A 16,254-nucleotide genomic window follows, 5' to 3' on the forward strand; every position below is an offset into this window, starting at 1 on the left:
TGGCGGGCCTGTTCTTGCCTGTGAGCGCCGGGCGCGACGAGGAAGGATGGCGCGAGGAGCATCCGTCGCGGCAGGGAACCGCCGGCTGCGGCAGGATATGGCCGCCCCTCGCGGGCCGGCTTCCGGCCGTCAGCGGCCGCGTTCCGGCGGCCGCTGGTTGACCAGCGCGTTACGCCGCTGTGTGGCGCCCTCCGTGCCTGAGGGGCGGTGCGGGCCGGCGACTGGCGGGGGCCGGGGTGCGGAATGGTCCTGCGCCGCCCGTAAGGTCCCGGGGCGATCCTGTCCGGTGTCGCCGGGCGTTTCGTTTTCGAGCTGCCGTTGCAGGCGTTCGAGATTGCGGCGCGTCGGGGGCGACGTCTTCTCCAGTTCCAGGCGGGAGCGCGAACAAAACTCGTCTTCCGGCCGCCGGCTGACCGCATACGCGTCGAGTTCGTCCCGCTTGTCCGCCACGGCGGCCCGCCAGGAGGCCGTGTCCCGGGGCGTCTCCCGCCGGTCCGCAAGGCTGTCCGCCGGCGACGGGTCGCGAAACCTCTCCGGGATGGAAGGGGCGTCATGGTCCGGAATGTTCGCGTTCGCCATCATAAGATCGTGGAGGCCATCGAGTGCGGCGAGATCGTTCGTTTCGACCAGGTATGAAACGGACGGCTGCAGCGGCCGGACCCGCCGCCTTCCCGCGTCGCCCGGCGGGCGTGGATTTTCCCCCGATCCCGGATTTCCGGTTATGGCGGCGGCCTGCTCCTGGGACAGATTGTTGTATTGGCTGCCCCTGAAGGAGGGCAGCTCGGTGTAGTTGCCGGCCTTGCCGCCGCTATCCCCCTTGCGGGCGAAGATGTCCGCTTCCGGCACGATCTGATCGAGCCGTTCCCCGCGGGCGGCGATCACCGGTCTCATCGCCTCGCCGCTGATGAACGTATGGCGGTCGCGGCGGACCAGAAAGGCAGGCACGCTGCCGTGATGGGGAGGCGGACGATCCGCGATCTCCGGATTGAGGTGATGGGCGACGACGATATTGTGAAAATGATGCGGGTTGTTGAGGCGCGTCGTGCCCGCCGAGAAATAGGATTTGCCGTTCATCGCCAGGATCAGGACATGGCGATTTCGCAACTCCTCGTCAAACCCGCGTGTGTGGTTGAAAGGGTGCCGGGCGTGCACGATCCTGGCAAAATGCTCGTGGCTGACGAACAGATCCCTGTTGATCTGGACGAGGACCTTGGGAATGTCGTCTCGGGCGGGGCGTTCCGTGAACGTCGTATAGGCCTGCTCGGCGGCGTTCCTGACGTATTTTGAGCTATGTAGCCTGTCGTACCCGTCCGGAGTGAGAAACCTGCCGTCGGGATCTTTCAGAAAGACATTCTCCCGGCCGCATTTTGCGATCCAGAATTCGAGGTTGTCGACTTTCTCCCTCTCGGGGCGAACCCAGACGAACTTGCCCGGTTTGTGACGCACCATCATGCGCATGGAAGCAAGGGCATTGTTTTGTGCCGGCGCGTTCAGCTCGTAGGTCTCGTCGCTGCCCCGCGGGACAAGGGCAACCTGCAGGTCGGCCTCGTTCATCGCGCGCCCCATGTTGAACTTGAAGACGGGCGTTCCGTAAAGTCTGGGCCGGTCATAGGAAAGCGTTTCGCGATCGAGGACGATGTGGAATTCGCGGACGGCTATCGATGCGAAATATTCGGCATCGTGCCGGTTCGGCCAGTCTACCGCGGGCTCTTCCGGCGTCTGCTTGTAAAAGATCGACTGCTTGCCGGGACGCCCATAGGGGTCGTATCGCACCAGGCGCTGTTCTGGCCTGGGCGGATGGAGTGGGGTCGGCGCTGCGTATTCGAGCGAACTCTGGGTGCTCTCTTCATCGGTCGGGGCTACGGGCGCCGGCGTCGGGGCTTTGGAACCATGCGGCGCGGCGGTTGACCGGCGAAGGCGCTTGACACCGGGGGGCTCGTCACCATCGGGGCCTCCGCGTTTTCGGAGGTTGCCGGGCTTCGACGGTGGGAGTTTTCTGTCCATGGTGCGATGTCACCATAAATGTTTCCGGAAACATCCGGGGCGCCGCCGGTCTTTCGCGCCACGCATCACCCGGTCCTGTTCGCTTTGACCATCAGCGAAGGATAATGGCGGGAATGGCCTGCCGTAACCGATTTACGGCTACAGTTGTAATGGAAACAGCCCCGGACAATCTGTCCGGGGCTGTCGAAACGGGACCGGGACGGCTCCGTTCCGGCCGTCAGTGGACCTCGGTGAAGCGTCCGAGGCTTTCGACGAAGCTCGAATAGATTTCGTCATTGCCGCCCTCCCGTTGCATGCGGCGCCGGACGACGCGGGGATCGGCGAGCCGGCGATGGTGTTCGCGCATCGCCGCATTCACCGCCAGCCTGAAGAGGTTGGGACTGAGCGGCTTGATGGCGAACCGGTAGATGCGGCCGCTGTTGATCAGCTTGATGATCGTGTCGCTCTGCGGCGAGGCCGTCATCACCACCACGGTGATCGCGGGGTCGATGCGGGCGACCTCCGCGAGCAGGTCGGTGATGTCCATCCCGTCCACCTCCGCATTGGTCACGATCACGCCCACCTGTTCCTGGATGAGGACCTGGATCGCCTCCTTGAGACTTGACGCGGAATGGATGCGGTAGTCGTAGGTGAACATCTCGACAAGCTCCTGCCGGTCGGCGTCGCAGCCTTCGATCGCAAGGAGCTGCGAAGCGATCGAAAACTGGCTTCCCTCCGTGTTCCCCTGCCATACGGGCTCGATCACCTGGCGCGTGGCCCTGGCGCTGCGTGCCGTTTCGACCGCCTCGGCGACGACCGCGCGGAGCTCGGACTGGTTCCACGGTTTGTTGAGGAAGCGGAACACTTCGCCCTCGTTGACGGCGCCGATGATGGCGACGAGGTCGCTGTATCCGGTCAGAAGAAGCCTGACGGTTGCCGGCCAGCGCTCCCGGACCTGTGCGAGAAGCTGGATTCCCGTCGTTTCGGGCATTCTCTGGTCGCTGGCGATCACGTCCACGGAGACCGTTTCCATGATGTCCAGGGCCTCCCGCGCGCTGAGGGCGGTGTAGACCTCGTACTGGCCGCGGAACATGATCTTGAGCAGGCGAACGATCCGCTCTTCGTCATCGACGAACAGGAGTACGGGTTTATCGTTCATATCGTCTACACCTCTGGTTGGATCGTTTTGTTGACGGCGATCGCCACTGCAGGCTCGCACCGCGCTTGGATGGTCGTTGTGGGTTCACGCTGCGGCGGGCGGATTTATCTGCCGGGGCAGGGCTGGCGATTTTTCGTCCTGGCGCGGCAGGGTGATCGTGAAGACCGTGCCCCGCCCGGGCTTGGAATTGACCGTGATGGTGCCGCCATGGTTTTCGATGATGCGGTAGCAGATCGGCAGGCCCATTCCCGTTCCTTCGCCAACCGGCTTGGTGGTGAAGAAGGGGTCGAAGATGCGCGCCAGGACATCTTCGGGAATGCCCGGCCCGTTGTCGGCAACGTCGATCTGGACCGTATCCGACGAAGTGAGCCGCGTGCGCAGCGTCAGGGTGCCGCGCCGGTCGAGGGTGCTCATCGCATCGACGGCATTGACGATGAGATTGAGGATGACCTGGCGGAGCTGCGACGGCGAGCCCATGATCGACGGCACGCCGTCGAACTCGCGCTTCACGTCGGCCACGTATTTGAGCTGCGGGCGGGCGATCAGGAGTGCGCTCTCAATGCCTTCCTCGACGGAGAAGCTCTCGATATGTCCCTTGTCGAGGCGGCTGAAGTTCTTCATCGTCCTGACGAGGGTCGCCATCTCCTCCAGGCCGTGCAGCCCGTCATTGAGCAGCACTTCGAGTTCGTCGTGCGTTCCCCTGCTTTCTTCGTCCGCCTGCTTGTTGTCGAACTCGGACAGGACGCGCTCCTTGATCAGCTCGAATACGGCTTTGACATAGGCGAGCGGCGTATTGATCTCGTGCGTGATGCCCGCGACCATCTGGCCAAGCGCGGAGAGCTTGGCCGACTGCATCAGCTGCTCCTCGACATCCTGGTTGGCCTGGATGAGCATGCGGTTGTCGTTGTCGAGCTGCGCGAAACGGCTGCGCAGGGCGAACACGAAGGCTGCGAAACTGAGGACGATCAGCGCGGAGACCAGGAGCGCGAAATTCCACAGGCGTTCCTCCGCGCCGGCGTCGCTGTTCTCCAGCGCGACAAGCTGGGCCTGTATCCGGTCGGCGGCGGCCGCGGTGGGAACCTCGGTGACCTGCAGCATCAGCTGGTTTCCCCGCTGCCTTTCCTCGACCACCACCTCGATCTGGACGAGGAAGCGTTCGACCGTCCGGGCAAGGTCGGCCGGCATCTGCTGCATTGCGGCGCGGGTCGTGGCGATCCGGCCCTGGATCGCATCGCGCAAGAGGGGGGTCGGCGAAATCGTGAAGCTGACCATGCCGGTGATCGTTTCGGTGATCAGGTCGGCGGCGCGCTTGTTGATGCCGGGCAGGATCTGCAGCACATCCGCATCCCGGTAGCTGTCGGAGATCGCATTCGGCAGGACGCTGACGGAGTTGCGCAGCATGGCATAGCTCGCCTTCACCTGTTCGGAGAGCCAGGCCTTGTCGTTCACGGCGTTTGCATATCCCTCGATCGCCGGCTGCAGCCCGGCGAGAGAGGCATGCGTCTCCACCATTTCCTTGAGGGCGGCAAGCCGCATCTTCATGTCGCGCGCGGCCTGGGTGACCGCGTCGTAATTCGGCGCGATGCCGAGCTGGATCGACAGGATTTCCCTGTCCCAGCGCCCGTCCAGCGCGCGGATGTTCTCGAAGCGGCTGCGGAAATCGGATGCCGAGCGGTCCGTCGTCTGGATGCGCCAGACCAGCCAGCCCAGACAGGCCGACAGTGCGACGATCAGCCCGATGCAGGCCGCCCAGCTCCGCCTGGAGGCGAACAGCTCTCGGATGGTGGGATATGTCAAGGCGCTCACTCTTTTCATGGCTCGGATCTGTCGGAACGGAAGCATGTGGCGGGAAACGGCACTAGTTGACCGGGGGCAGGGGAGGATCGCCGCTCAGGCTGTCCAGGAAGCTCTCGATCTTCGAGACGTCGCCGTCGGAGATTTCCCGGCCGAGCTGGTACTGCGCCATCATGGAAATGGCCTCGCGAAGCGACCGGGCGGAGCCGTCGTGGAAATAGGGAGCGGTCTGGGCGACGTTTCGCAGCGAGGGCACACGAAAGACCGGTTTGTCGTCGGCAATGCCCGAGCCCTGCGCGGCGCCGGCGGTGTTCGCGCCGTCCGTCGCCGATGTCGGCGTGCCGAAAATGCCGAAGACCTGCAGCATGTTGCCGCCGACATTGACGCCCTGGTGGCAGGAGATGCAGCCATAATCCTTGAAGATGCGATAGCCCGCCTTGGCGTCCTCGCCGATCGCGTCGGTTTCGCCGCGCAGAAAGCGGTCGAATGGCGCGTTGGGCGTGACGAGCGACTTTTCATATTCGGCGATCGCGTCGACGACGTTCTTGCGGGTGAGGCCGTCGGCATAGATCCGGCCGAATGCGGTCGTCAGGCCGCTGTCGGCCGACAGGTCGGAAAGGACAGTTTCCCATCGCCCGCCCATTGTCCGCTTGTTTTCAATGACCTTGTCGGCCTGCTCTTCCAGCGACAAGGTCTGGCCGCTCCAGGAGAACTTGGTGTTGAAGCCGACATTCAGAACGGTCAGCGTGTTGACGACACCCTCGTAGTGGGGAAGCCCGCTGGAGACCGGTTTCCCGTCCGCCATGCCGAGCGCGGGCTGATGACAGCTTGCGCAGGACAGCCCGTTTCCGGAGGACAGGCGGCTGTCGGTGAACAGCCGCCGGCCAAGCAGCACCTTCCGCCCGTCGAGTTCGATCGATTGAGGCAGCGGGATGATGGGCTCCTGTATCCTGGGAGCCGGAAGGTCCGGCAGCGTGGCGGGGGAACCGTCCTGCGCCGTCGCTATCGTCAGGCCGGCGGCCCCGCACAGGAATGTCGCAGCCGACAGGGCCGCGAGCATTGCCGTCATGGGGATGCCTTTCTTCCGGGCCGCAGCGTCCGATGCCGTCGGGATGGCGGGATGCGGGCCTGAAGGGTCGCTGGTCATCGCAGGCTGTTCTCCTTGCTCCATCTTCCGGCGCCCCATCTTGCGGCGCTCCGTCTGCCGGCGGTTCGGCGCTGGCGGGCCGCGGCCGCATTCGCTCGCAGACTTATGCCCGAGGTGGGCCGATCGACCAGCATGCATAATAGCTATACCGCCATGTGCCCTCCGGCCGTTTGCGAGGTCGCGTTCTTCCGTAAGCTGTCGGTGGAGCGCGCTGAAGTCCGGCGCATCGAAGCGAATGGCGGGCACGGGAAGAGGTGCCGCCATCGATGCATGAGATCCTACGATTTTCAGGGGTGGTTGATGCTTTCAAGGGTGTCGGAGCGGAAGATGCTGAGTGCGCGGGGCCTGCTGCTCACCGCATGGCTTGTTCTGATCGCCTCGCTCTTCTGGGACCCATACACGGCCAGCCTGACCGAACCCGGCAACCACGCCAGCCCGTTCAGCATCACCGACGATGTCGTGACCGTGCAGGGCAGGCAGCTCACCGTCGATCCCTATGCGCTGGGGGCGCGCATCTTCTGGACCATGGCGGTCCCCATCCTGCCGCTGTTCCTCATGGTCTTCGGCCATGAGGCCTGGCGGCGCCTGTGCCCCCTGTCGCTTGCCTCGCAGATACCCGGCATGGCCGGCCTGCGTCGCTATCGCAACGTGCTCGAACGCCGCACCGGCATCATCCGCAGGTCCCTGCCGCTGATCGATCGCCAGAGCTGGCTGGCGCGCAACAACTGGTATGTGCAGTTCGGCCTGCTTTTTTCGGGCATCGTGGCGCGGCTGCTCATCATCAATACCGACCGCACGGCCATGGGCATCGCCCTCCTGTCGGTCATCGGCATGGCGATGCTCACCGGCCTGCTGTGGGGCGGCAAGACCTGGTGCAACTATTTCTGCCCGGCGAACATCGTCCAGAAGATCTATACCGAGCCGGGCGGCATCCTGGAGAGCGCGCCTCATTTCTCCCGCCCGAAGCTGCCGCAGTCGATGTGCCGCAAGCCGAGCCCCAAGGGCGACGTGAGCGCCTGCGTGAGCTGCCTTGCCAATTGCGGCGACATCGACCTGCAGCGTTCCTACTGGAACGGCATCCTCGATCCGCAGCGCCGCAACGTCTATTACATGTTCTTCGGCCTGATCGTCGGATTCTACGGGTATTATTACCTGTATTCCGGCAACTGGGACTATTATTTCTCCGGCATCTGGACGCATGAGGAAGGCATCCGCGACAAGCTGCTCGGGCCGGGCCTTTTCCTCTTCGGCCAGACGGTGCCTGTCCCGAAGCTGGTTGCCGCGCCGCTGACGCTCGCTCTCGCCTGCGCCCTGTCGCTCGGCCTCGGCCGGGGGCTTGAAAGCCTCTATCGCCGCTGGCGCGTGGGCAACGAGCCGATGATGGAGAAAGTGGTCGTCCACCATTGCCTTTCCGTCGCCGCGTGGTTGTCCTTCAACTGTTTCTATCTTTTCGGCGGGCGCCCCAACATTCTGCTGCTCACCCCGCTCGGCGGCCGCCTGATCGACATCGCCATCGTGGCGCTGAGCACGATCTGGCTGCGTCGCACCCTCCAGCAGACCCCCTTCCGCTACCAGCAGGAGAGCATGGCGTCGGGCCTGCTCGCCGAGCTGAAAAAGATGAAGGTCAATGTCAGCAAGTTCCTCGACGGGCGCAACCTCGATCAGTTGAAGGCCAGCGAGCTCTATCTCCTGAACAAGGCCTTGCCCGGTTATTCCAAGCAGCAGAAGCTCAACGCCTACCGGAAGATCCTGGACGAAGCCGTCAGCAAGGGGACGACGGCCAACAGCTCGGCGATCAGGCTGCTGGGCGAGTTCCGCGCCCAGATGGAGATATCGGAAGAAGAGCACAATGCGCTGCTGGAGGAGCTCGGGCTCTCCGACATCGCCGGAGCCGACGTGGCCACGATCACCGCCGAGGAGAAGATGGCCTCGCTCCATCACTATCGCGGCATCGTCGGCGACATCGTCGTCAGCCGCCTGAACGAGGGCGCGGCGATCCAGAACCTGCTGACGGAGGAAAGCTTCAGGCTGACGATCGACGTGGTGCGCCACAGCCTGCAGATTTCCGAGGGGGAACATCAGGCCATCATCGACGAGGTCGTCTCCGAAACGGGCGTCGTCGGCGCCCGGATGGAGGAAATTCTCGACGCGCTCCTGCGCCGCCGCTCGGTCCGGCTTTGCCTGGAGGCGGCGGAAATCTCCGATCCGATCGGCACGGCGCTCCTGCACCTGCTGCTCGACGCACTCGATACCCACGAACAGGCCCTGCGCCTGCAGGCGCTGCAGATCCTGCGCAACCTGAAGCCCGGGCCGAACGCTTTCCGCTACGCCGAAGAACTGGCCGGCATGTCGGGCCACGCCATCGATCTCCTCCTGAGGCAGGCCGTGCCGGGCGCGCCCATGCTTCACTGGCACGATGTCCTGGAGCCGCAGGTCATGGCGATCGTCGCCGGCGGCCGGCAGCCGGCCGGGGCCGGTGGCGCTGCCGACGCCGGCGAGATGCGCACGCAGCGCGCGGCCATCGCCGGAAGCCTGGACATCGAGGCGAACCTTGCGGAACTGCTGCTGTTCGATGATCCGGTCCTGCGCTCGATCGCGCTGATGATCTTCAGCTACATCGATCCTTCGATCGCGAGAGATGCGGCGCAGCGCATGCTGAGCGACCGGCCGCTCGACGACCAGCCGCTGCTTTCCGCGACCGTCCTGCACCTGGCCGGCATGGGCGCGACGGACGAGCGGCGGCTGTCGGGGCCGATCCTGAAGCTGACCACGCGGATCAACGGGCAGATGCAGCCGGTCTCGACCTTCCGGCAGGACTACGTGACCATAGGCCGGGCGCCCGACAACGATGTGGTGATATCCGATCCCGCGGCATGGACGTATCACGCCGCCATCAGCGTGCATCAGGACGAGATCCGGGTCCTGCGGCTCGATGGCGGGAAGGTTTTCGTGGACGGCCATCCCATGCAGGGCGAATCCGCGGTTCTGCGCAAGGCGAGCCTCGTGACGTTCGACAACCGGTCGGGGAACGCCCCGGAAATCATGGTCGACTGGATTGGCGCCGGCGAAGATGGAGCGCCGATCCCGATTCACCCGATCCTGCGCCTTGGGATGATCGCCCAGAACGACCGGCTTGCCTGCCTTTCGCTGAACAGCCTCGCGCAGATCGCCATCGAATCCCGCGTGCTGCGCTACGTGCGGGGAGGGCAGATGGAGGACGTCGGCGGCGACCATTTCCTGATCCATCAGGGCGAAGTCCGGCTGTTCGACCCGGCGGCCATGAATTTCGTCCCCGATGTCGCATTCGGGTCTGGCGACCTCATCGGGCCGGACCTCTTCGGCTCCGGCGCCCGGGTGTTCGCGGAGATCACCAGTGATTTCGCGGTGATCGTGGAGTTGCATTCCACGCCGGAAGTCCGCGCCGTGGCGACCCGTTCCGGTTCCCGGGAGGGACGGTCGGCCGAGATGTTGATGCAGATGCGGCGCTTTTCCGCAGAACCGGGACGGTAAGGCGGCCGTTCCGCCAGGTTTTTGATTTTACGACCATATTTAAGAGATCATTGAAGATGTCGATTATGAACCCCGTATTGCCAAACACGTCCGCAGAGGTCGCGCGCATAGCCTTTTCGCTCTTCGTTTATGTCGCCGACATAGACAGGAACATAACGGCCCAGGAAGTCCGGCGTTTTCAGGTCCTGCTCAACGATACCGCGTGGGTGGAGAACGACGACCTGAGGGCAGGGCTACAGGAGCTCAAGGACCGGTATTCCACCTTCTGGGCGAATTACGAGGACGGCGTGTTCTCGGCCGACGTTCAGGCGATCGCCGAGGTGATGGAGCGGATTCGGCGATATGTCGGCGAAGAGCGCGCCAAGGCATTGAAAGTCGCGCTCGGCCGTTTCCTGGTTCTTCTCGACCGCGGTTCCTTCGGGGGCAAGCTTGGGCAGAAGGACAATCCCGCACGGGTGCAGGCCAAGAAGGAACTGGCCGCGATCCTGCTGGGCGGCGGCCTGCCGGCTCTTCCCGCCCCGGCTGCCGATTCCGCGCGGATGCCGCAGCCGTTCCCGCCCCGGCTCGTATCGCCGCCTCCCGCCGCGACGGCGGAACTGCCGGTTGCGGAAGCGAGGACATCGTCGCCCCAACCGGCATCCCCGGCGGTTCCGGCGCAGATGCCGGAATCCGGGGACCAGCCCGGGCCGGTCGCGCCTGCCGCAAATCCCCATCCGAGGCCGGACGAATGCACGGTGTGGTCGGGGCGCACCAGGCTCTATTGCGTGTCCGTGGCGGCCGAGACGCACGACACCAAGACCTACAGTTTTGTCGGCGAGCCGGGCACGCTGTTTCACTATCGCCCGGGCCAGGCGATCACCATCGAGGTGCCGGTCCAGGGCAGCGTCCTTCGCCGCACCTACACGATTTCCTCTTCGCCGTCCCGACCCTATCTCCTGTCGATCACCGTGAAGAAGGTGCCGATGGGCTGGATGTCCAACTGGCTTTTCGACAACATGGCGCCTGGCGTCGAATGCATGGCCAACGGTCCGTTCGGCAAGTTCACCTGCCTCGATCATTCGGTTCGCAAACTGCTTTTCCTTGCCGCGGGCAGCGGCGTCACCCCGCTGATGTCCATGCTGCGCTGGCTCGCGGACATGGCGCGCGACGTCGACGTGGTTTTCATCTACAACGTGTCGACGCCGGCCGACATCATCTTCCATCAGGAACTGCTGCATCTGGCCACCCGGTTCGGCAGCCGCCTGCGTCTCGTCATCGTCCCCGCCGCGCCGGCGATAGGCTTCCCGTGGCACGGCTCGATGGGCCGGATCGACGAGATGCTGATCCGGTCCCAGGTGGCGGACCTTGCCGAGCGCGAAGCCTTCGTCTGCGGGCCGGCGGGCTACATGGCGGCCGCAAGATCGATCCTGATCTCTCTCGGATTGCCGGAAGAGCTTTATCATCAGGAAGCCTTCGGAGCGGCAAAGCCCGAAACCGCCGCTGCCAAGGCGGCGCCGTCCCAGGGCGGAGCCGCAGCCGTCGCTCCGGCAACCGCGCCAGCCGTTCCGGCGCCGCCTGCCATCGGCAAGCCTCAGCCGGCCGGCTCCCTGCCTGCACCGGCCCGGCCCGCAGCCCCGCCAGCGCCTGCCGCCGCCCGCAAACCGGCATTGCCTGCCTCGCCGGCAGGCTCCGGCGCAGCGCCGGAAACAGCGGCCCGGGCAACCCCTCCGTCCGCCGCGCCGCCGGCGCCTGCCGCCGCCGGGAAACCGCAGGTCACCATCGAAAGCAGCGGCGAACGTTTTGCCGTCCGGCCGGACCAGACGATCCTCGATGCCGCGGACGAGGCGGGCATCCAGCTTGAGCATTCGTGCCGCTCCGGCAATTGCGGCTCCTGCAAGATGCGCGCCGTGTCGGGCGAGGTGCGCATGGAGCCGGGGCATTGCCTTTCGGCGGACGAGGTCGGCGCGGGCTACATCCTCACCTGCGTTGCCCGGCCGGCGGGCTCCGGGAATGTTACTATTGTAGTTTGAGTTTGCTTGACAAGACATCGGGCAAAATGCAGCATCGCTTTGTTATTTAAGAAGAACTTATCTTCCGGACGTGGCGGGGCGGGTGCCCGGCCTGTGCGGGAAAACCAGATTCGAGACGAATGCTGCGTTTCGTGACCCAGCTTGTGAAGTCATAATTTACTCCGTGTGGAGCTTGACATGAACAAACCTGCCCGCCGCGGCCCGCATGCAAGGTCGATGACGCGATACGGCCGAGAATTCGTTTCCCGGGGCGGCGGTTAGGCTCAGGACCTATGGATCGCTGCGAAAATTCCAGCGGGGCGACCGTCTCCGACGGCGCCCTGGACAAGAAGCTTGCCGGCATCGACCTCAATCTGCTGGTGGCTCTCGAAATGCTGCTTCACTATCGCAACGTCACCCATGCGGCGCGGCGTCTGGGACAGGCCCAGCCGACCGTGAGCCGGGCTCTCGCGCGTCTGCGCGATCTCCTCGGGGACGACCTTCTGGTCCGGGGGGCGAACGGGATGAAGCTCACCGCGCGCGGCGAGCATCTGGCGACGATCGTTCCGACGGCGATGTCGCATGTTCGTGACGTCCTGTCCTCGCGCCAGTCCGCCTCCAGCGTCCGCATCAGCATCGGCGCCACGCTGATGCCCGCGCTGCTTCCCCATTTCATCCAGTGGACGTCGCGCGAGAACGATCCGCTCAAGATCAACATGCACAAGTTCCCCGAGGACGGGGTGGCCGCGCTTCGCACCAAGACGGCGCAGTTCATCCTCGGCTCGGCCAGCCAGGACGATCTGCGGGAAAGCGACATAGAACGCGAAGTGCTGGTTCGCGAAGACTTCGTGACCCTGGTCTCGTTCGACACGCATCGGCTTGGCGGCATACGGCCGTGCAGGGAAACCTTCATGGAGCTTTCGCATGTCAACCTGGTGGAGAACGGCAAGGAGCTGTTTGCGCAGGTTGCGCACTCGCTGTTGACGGCAGGCGTCAGCCGCTCGCGCCTGATCGACATCCCCGACGTGACCGCGGCGGCGCTCATGGCGGCGGAGAACGGTTTCGCGCTGACCGTGCCGCGCGCCATCGCCGGCTGGCTGACCAAGACCCTGCACCTGTCTGCGCTGGTGCCGCCGATCGAGATTGCCGCCCATGAGATCGAGCTCTGCTGGCACCGTGACCGTCCGCAGGCGGAGTGCGGCCGGCTCGTCACCGAGATCGGCAATGCGACCCGCGAAGCGATCGCCCGGGATCAGGCGGCAATACGCACCGTGCGCCTGCTGCCGGCGGATGGGTGACGCGCATGACCGTAAGCCTGGCCCTGCAGGAGGAATCCGATGACGCCTTCGATCTGGGGGCCGTCGATCTCAACCTGCTGCTCGTCCTGCATGCGCTTCTGAAATTCCGCAACATCACCCATGCCGGCAACGAGGTTCGGCTCAGCCAGCCCGCGACGAGCCGCGCGTTGTCGCGCCTGCGCGAGATCTTCAATGACGAGCTTCTCGTCCGCCACAACAGGCTGTTCGAGCTGACGCCGCTTGCCGAGAAGCTGGCGCCGAAGGTCGAAGCGGCCCTGGAAAACATCGGCACGATCTTCAGCAGCCGGCCGGCGCCGCTGGAGCGTTTCTGCGTGGCCATGCCGGATCACCTCGCTCTTCTGCTGGTCGGCCAGCTCAGCGGCTATTTCCGGGAGGTTTCCCCAACCACCGTTTTCCTGCCGTCGGTCAGCTTCTCCAACGTCCTCAGCCAGCTGGAGAACGGGCAGGTCGATCTGGCATTGGGGCTTGCCGACGATGCCCCGCCGGGCTTCTATTGCCGCGCGCTTCCGCCCATCATGACCCTGTGCCTCAGCCGGCCGGGACACTCGGCCCTCAAGGGGCGGGTCGCATATGCGGATCTCAACCGTTTCCTGTCGATCCGCATCGGCGTCGGCCACAATCCCGGCTTCGGGGAATTCTACGACGGGCTGGAAAGCCTGCGCCCGCGTGGCGGCGAAACGCTGACGGTGCCGGACATCCATACCGCGGCCCGCCTCGTGCAGGACACCGATGCCGTCCTCGTGCTGCCGGCGCCTTCCGCCCGCTATCTCGCATCGCGATACCGGCTGGAGACGTTCCTGCCGGGCAAGGGAGCCGCGCCGCCGGCCTACAATGCCTCGCTGATCTGGCATGAGCGCTGGCACCGCAACAGCATCCATGCGGGCGTGCGCAGCATGATCGCCTCGCATGTGCTGCAGGACGGGCCGGCCGGAGGGCCGCCGTCCTGAGCGCCGAGCCTGTCGGCCCCCGCCGCGATCTATCGGCCGGCGGCTTCGCGGGCAAAAAAGCTCGCCAGCGCCGCATTCGCCAGCTTGCGGCCGAAGCTGCGGGTGCTTTCGAGGCCCAGCGGATCGAAGTGGGCCCTTGCGATGCCGACCAGTGCTTTCGGCATCATCCGCGAGGTCTGGATGAAATCCTCCGGGCTTGCCGCCTGGTCCACAGCGTAGGCTTCGGGAGATGTCTGGAAGGACCCGTTTTCGAGCATCGCCTCGTAATCGTGAAGCGCACGCCTGAGCACCATCTGCAGGGCCTTCTGCGACGGATATTGCCGGCACAGGATCTCGTAGATGGCGGACACGCCGGGGGCGGGAAGAGGCGCGGATATGAAGACCTGCACCTTGTCCCCCTGTACGGGCATGAGCGCCCTCGGATAGGGGATCGCGCCCGCCCTGCCGCCGGAATCCGAAGGCGGAGCAGGCGCGGGCTCCGTTTCCTTCCGCGGCGGTGGCGCCCGGCGCTCGACAGGCCCGTCGAGGCGTTTGGCCGCCGGCGGCGGCGTGGTGGGCTGGGGCGCCGGGTTCTGGGCGGCCGGCCGAACCTGGCTGCCATCCGGTGCGATGGCCTCGGCCTCGGCCCTGCTGGTTGCCGACCGCGTCTCGGCCAGCCGGCGTGCTTCCGAGACGGTGAGCGACGGCTTACGGATACCCATGTCAGGCCTCCAGCGTTTCCGTCACGAAATCTCCGAGCAACAGCAGTTCCTCCATGGCCGTCTCCAGGTTGCGAAGCGCCAGCCGCATGCCGGGATCGGCGGAGACCTTGCCGACGTTGAGATGCAGCATGCCGCGGTCCTTCATGGAGGCGAAGGCGTCGCGTTCGTGCAGGGGGCTGTCGGTCAGGGGAAGGGCGTGCAGCATGTCCGAGACCGAGCGCTGCGAGATGGTGAGGCGGCCCACCGGAACGCGCTGGCGCAGGATGGCGGTGGGGATGACGAGATCCTCGCCCATCAGCAGCTCGATGATGTAGCGATAGGTCGCGAGCGCCTCGTCGACATCGAGCGGCGTGAGCATCGTCGGGACGATGAGCAGGTTCGAACTCGCGATGATCGTGTTGTTCAGCTCGCTGGAGCCGCCCTCCGTATCGACGAGGACATAGTCGAAACCGTCCTCCTCCGCTTCCGCATAGGCGGCTTCGAGCAGCGGCAGCTCGTCGGCGACGAAGATGCTGCAGCCGGGGTCCCAGGCGTCGCGCTTGACGGCATTGTCCTGCCAGCGGCTCAAGGGGCGATTCTCGTCGGCTTCGAAGAGGGCGACGCGCCGGCCTTCCTTGACCAGCGCCGAGCACAGTCCCATCAGGGCTGTCGTCTTTCCGGCGCCGCCCTTGAACGAGCAGAATGTCACGAGTTTCACGGAGATCACCTCGATTTCGTCAGTAAAATAAATAAATAAATATGTTATTTCCGGATCATATAAGGATGATTTTTTCATTCAAGAGAAGTTTTGACGGGAGATTTTGGAAATGTATTTCGAATGTAACAATGGCGGGATGTGCGTTGCCACAGGGGAAGCCGGATCATTGCCCGGATGTGGATACCGGCCCGAAGAGCTGGGGCCAGGCGGACAACGGTAAGGACGGGCGCACCTGTCTCCCTCATCCGCGACCGGCGCCGTTACGCTTCTGTCCGATGTGCCGGAAATCCTGCAGTCCGGTTGTCCTGAATGTTGTTCAATTGTACGAATGTAAATAAGTAAGCATAAAATCCGTATATCCTGTATTATTCCTGTCTGAATTCGAAAATACTCCCACTGTTACAGATGTAACGATGTTATGTTGCGCCGTTGTTGACGGATGTCCTGCGGAGGATATTATCTATACTGATATTTTTGTATTGGATCATGTAGATATTATTCTGGAAAATTTGAGGATGTTGCGATGGCGAACCGAGAGGCGGGTCTGTGGTCTGACATGGATCTCCGCGAGTCCGTTGATCAGGGCCGGGTCGCGGACCCGGACGGCTACAAGATCGTCAGCGTCCGGTTGCGCGAGGCAGAGTATCTGAGCTTTGCCGAGCATGCCAGCGCGGCCGGCCTGACCAACAACATGGCCTTGCGGATTGCCGCGCGGCGCATTGCGGGATTTCTGGAGGTCGACAGGGACACGCGCCATACCCTTCAGGAAGTATCGCGCAACATCGGCCAGATCGCGGCAAGCCTGGCCGCGCTGCGCAGGATAGCCCAGGAGGACGGAACCTTGAACATGAAGGTCCTGACCGAACAGCGCATTGCCTTCGGCAAGGAGTTTTCCACGCTCGATTCCCTGCTTCAGCGCGTCCTCAACGTCTCGAAGCGCAGGCGCGACGGTCGCGCCATGTTGCTCGATGCCACTCAACAGTAGCGGAGCGGCCCTCCGCGCCGGAAG

General features: G+C 64.4%; 11 protein-coding genes. 5 read left to right on the forward strand and 6 right to left on the reverse strand.

From position 1 onward, the window contains the following. Positions 1-129 precede the first annotated feature (129 nt). From ACFFP0_RS23700 to ACFFP0_RS23715, 4 genes are all read right to left on the reverse strand, one after another. Positions 130-1,773, reverse strand: a complete 1,644-nt coding sequence (locus ACFFP0_RS23700) for a hypothetical protein (protein ID WP_377264683.1) — start codon at positions 1,771-1,773, stop codon at positions 130-132. A 448-nt stretch (positions 1,774-2,221) separates the two neighbouring features. Next, positions 2,222-3,142, reverse strand: a complete 921-nt coding sequence (locus tag ACFFP0_RS23705; RefSeq protein ID WP_377264684.1) for a response regulator — start codon at positions 3,140-3,142, stop codon at positions 2,222-2,224. 84 nt (positions 3,143-3,226) lie between these two features. After that, positions 3,227-4,939, reverse strand: a complete 1,713-nt coding sequence (locus ACFFP0_RS23710) for a DAHL domain-containing sensor histidine kinase (protein ID WP_377264685.1) — start codon at positions 4,937-4,939, stop codon at positions 3,227-3,229. Positions 4,940-5,000: 61 nt separating this feature from the next. Further along, on the reverse strand, positions 5,001-6,083 hold the full coding sequence (locus ACFFP0_RS23715; protein ID WP_377264686.1) for a cytochrome-c peroxidase: 1,083 nt from the start codon (positions 6,081-6,083) through the stop codon (positions 5,001-5,003). Positions 6,084-6,410: 327 nt separating this feature from the next. Between ACFFP0_RS23715 and ACFFP0_RS23720 the strand changes: the two genes are divergently transcribed. From ACFFP0_RS23720 to ACFFP0_RS23735, 4 genes are all read left to right on the forward strand, one after another. Then, on the forward strand, positions 6,411-9,593 hold the full coding sequence (locus ACFFP0_RS23720; RefSeq protein ID WP_377264687.1) for an FHA domain-containing protein: 3,183 nt from the start codon (positions 6,411-6,413) through the stop codon (positions 9,591-9,593). A 56-nt stretch (positions 9,594-9,649) separates the two neighbouring features. Then, positions 9,650-11,602 (forward strand): FAD-binding oxidoreductase, encoded by a 1,953-nt coding sequence (locus tag ACFFP0_RS23725; protein WP_377264688.1) that lies wholly within the window; start codon positions 9,650-9,652, stop codon positions 11,600-11,602. A gap of 272 nt (positions 11,603-11,874) precedes the next feature. Continuing rightward, positions 11,875-12,879 carry a LysR family transcriptional regulator gene (locus ACFFP0_RS23730; protein ID WP_377264689.1) on the forward strand — a complete coding sequence of 335 codons (1,005 nt, stop codon included), beginning with the start codon at positions 11,875-11,877 and terminating at the stop codon, positions 12,877-12,879. Between the two features lie 5 nt (positions 12,880-12,884). Then, positions 12,885-13,847, forward strand: coding sequence for a LysR family transcriptional regulator (locus tag ACFFP0_RS23735; protein WP_377264690.1), 963 nt, complete (start codon positions 12,885-12,887; stop codon positions 13,845-13,847). A gap of 29 nt (positions 13,848-13,876) precedes the next feature. Here ACFFP0_RS23735 and ACFFP0_RS23740 read toward each other — a convergent pair whose 3' ends face one another. Both ACFFP0_RS23740 and ACFFP0_RS23745 read right to left on the reverse strand, forming a co-directional pair. Further along, on the reverse strand, positions 13,877-14,548 hold the full coding sequence (locus tag ACFFP0_RS23740) for a VirC2 family conjugal transfer protein (protein WP_377264691.1): 672 nt from the start codon (positions 14,546-14,548) through the stop codon (positions 13,877-13,879). 1 nt (position 14,549) lies between these two features. After that, entirely contained in the window at positions 14,550-15,245 is a 696-nt protein-coding gene (locus tag ACFFP0_RS23745; protein ID WP_377264692.1) for a conjugal transfer ATPase VirC1, read from the reverse strand. Between the two features lie 523 nt (positions 15,246-15,768). Here ACFFP0_RS23745 and ACFFP0_RS23750 point away from each other — a divergent pair. Continuing rightward, entirely contained in the window at positions 15,769-16,230 is a 462-nt protein-coding gene (locus ACFFP0_RS23750) for a DNA mobilization endonuclease VirD1/MobC family subunit (RefSeq protein ID WP_377264693.1), read from the forward strand. The last annotated feature ends 24 nt before the right edge of the window (positions 16,231-16,254 follow it).

Origin of the sequence: Neorhizobium puerariae (assembly GCF_042429745.1) — a bacterium.
Classification (GTDB): Bacteria; Pseudomonadota; Alphaproteobacteria; order Rhizobiales; family Rhizobiaceae; genus Neorhizobium; species Neorhizobium puerariae.

Bases quoted from the DNA above. Each gene is read 5' to 3' on its own strand.
- ACFFP0_RS23750 (WP_377264693.1), top strand. From the start codon at position 15,769: ATGGCGAACCGAGAGGCGGGTCTGTGGTCTGACATGGATCTCCGCGAG.
- ACFFP0_RS23730 (WP_377264689.1), top strand. From the start codon at position 11,875: ATGGATCGCTGCGAAAATTCCAGCGGGGCGACCGTCTCCGACGGCGCC.
- ACFFP0_RS23715 (WP_377264686.1), bottom strand. From the start codon at position 6,083: ATGACCAGCGACCCTTCAGGCCCGCATCCCGCCATCCCGACGGCATCG.
- ACFFP0_RS23735 (WP_377264690.1), top strand. From the start codon at position 12,885: ATGACCGTAAGCCTGGCCCTGCAGGAGGAATCCGATGACGCCTTCGAT.
- ACFFP0_RS23740 (WP_377264691.1), bottom strand. From the start codon at position 14,548: ATGGGTATCCGTAAGCCGTCGCTCACCGTCTCGGAAGCACGCCGGCTG.
- ACFFP0_RS23705 (WP_377264684.1), bottom strand. From the start codon at position 3,142: ATGAACGATAAACCCGTACTCCTGTTCGTCGATGACGAAGAGCGGATC.
- ACFFP0_RS23720 (WP_377264687.1), top strand. From the start codon at position 6,411: ATGCTGAGTGCGCGGGGCCTGCTGCTCACCGCATGGCTTGTTCTGATC.
- ACFFP0_RS23725 (WP_377264688.1), top strand. From the start codon at position 9,650: ATGTCGATTATGAACCCCGTATTGCCAAACACGTCCGCAGAGGTCGCG.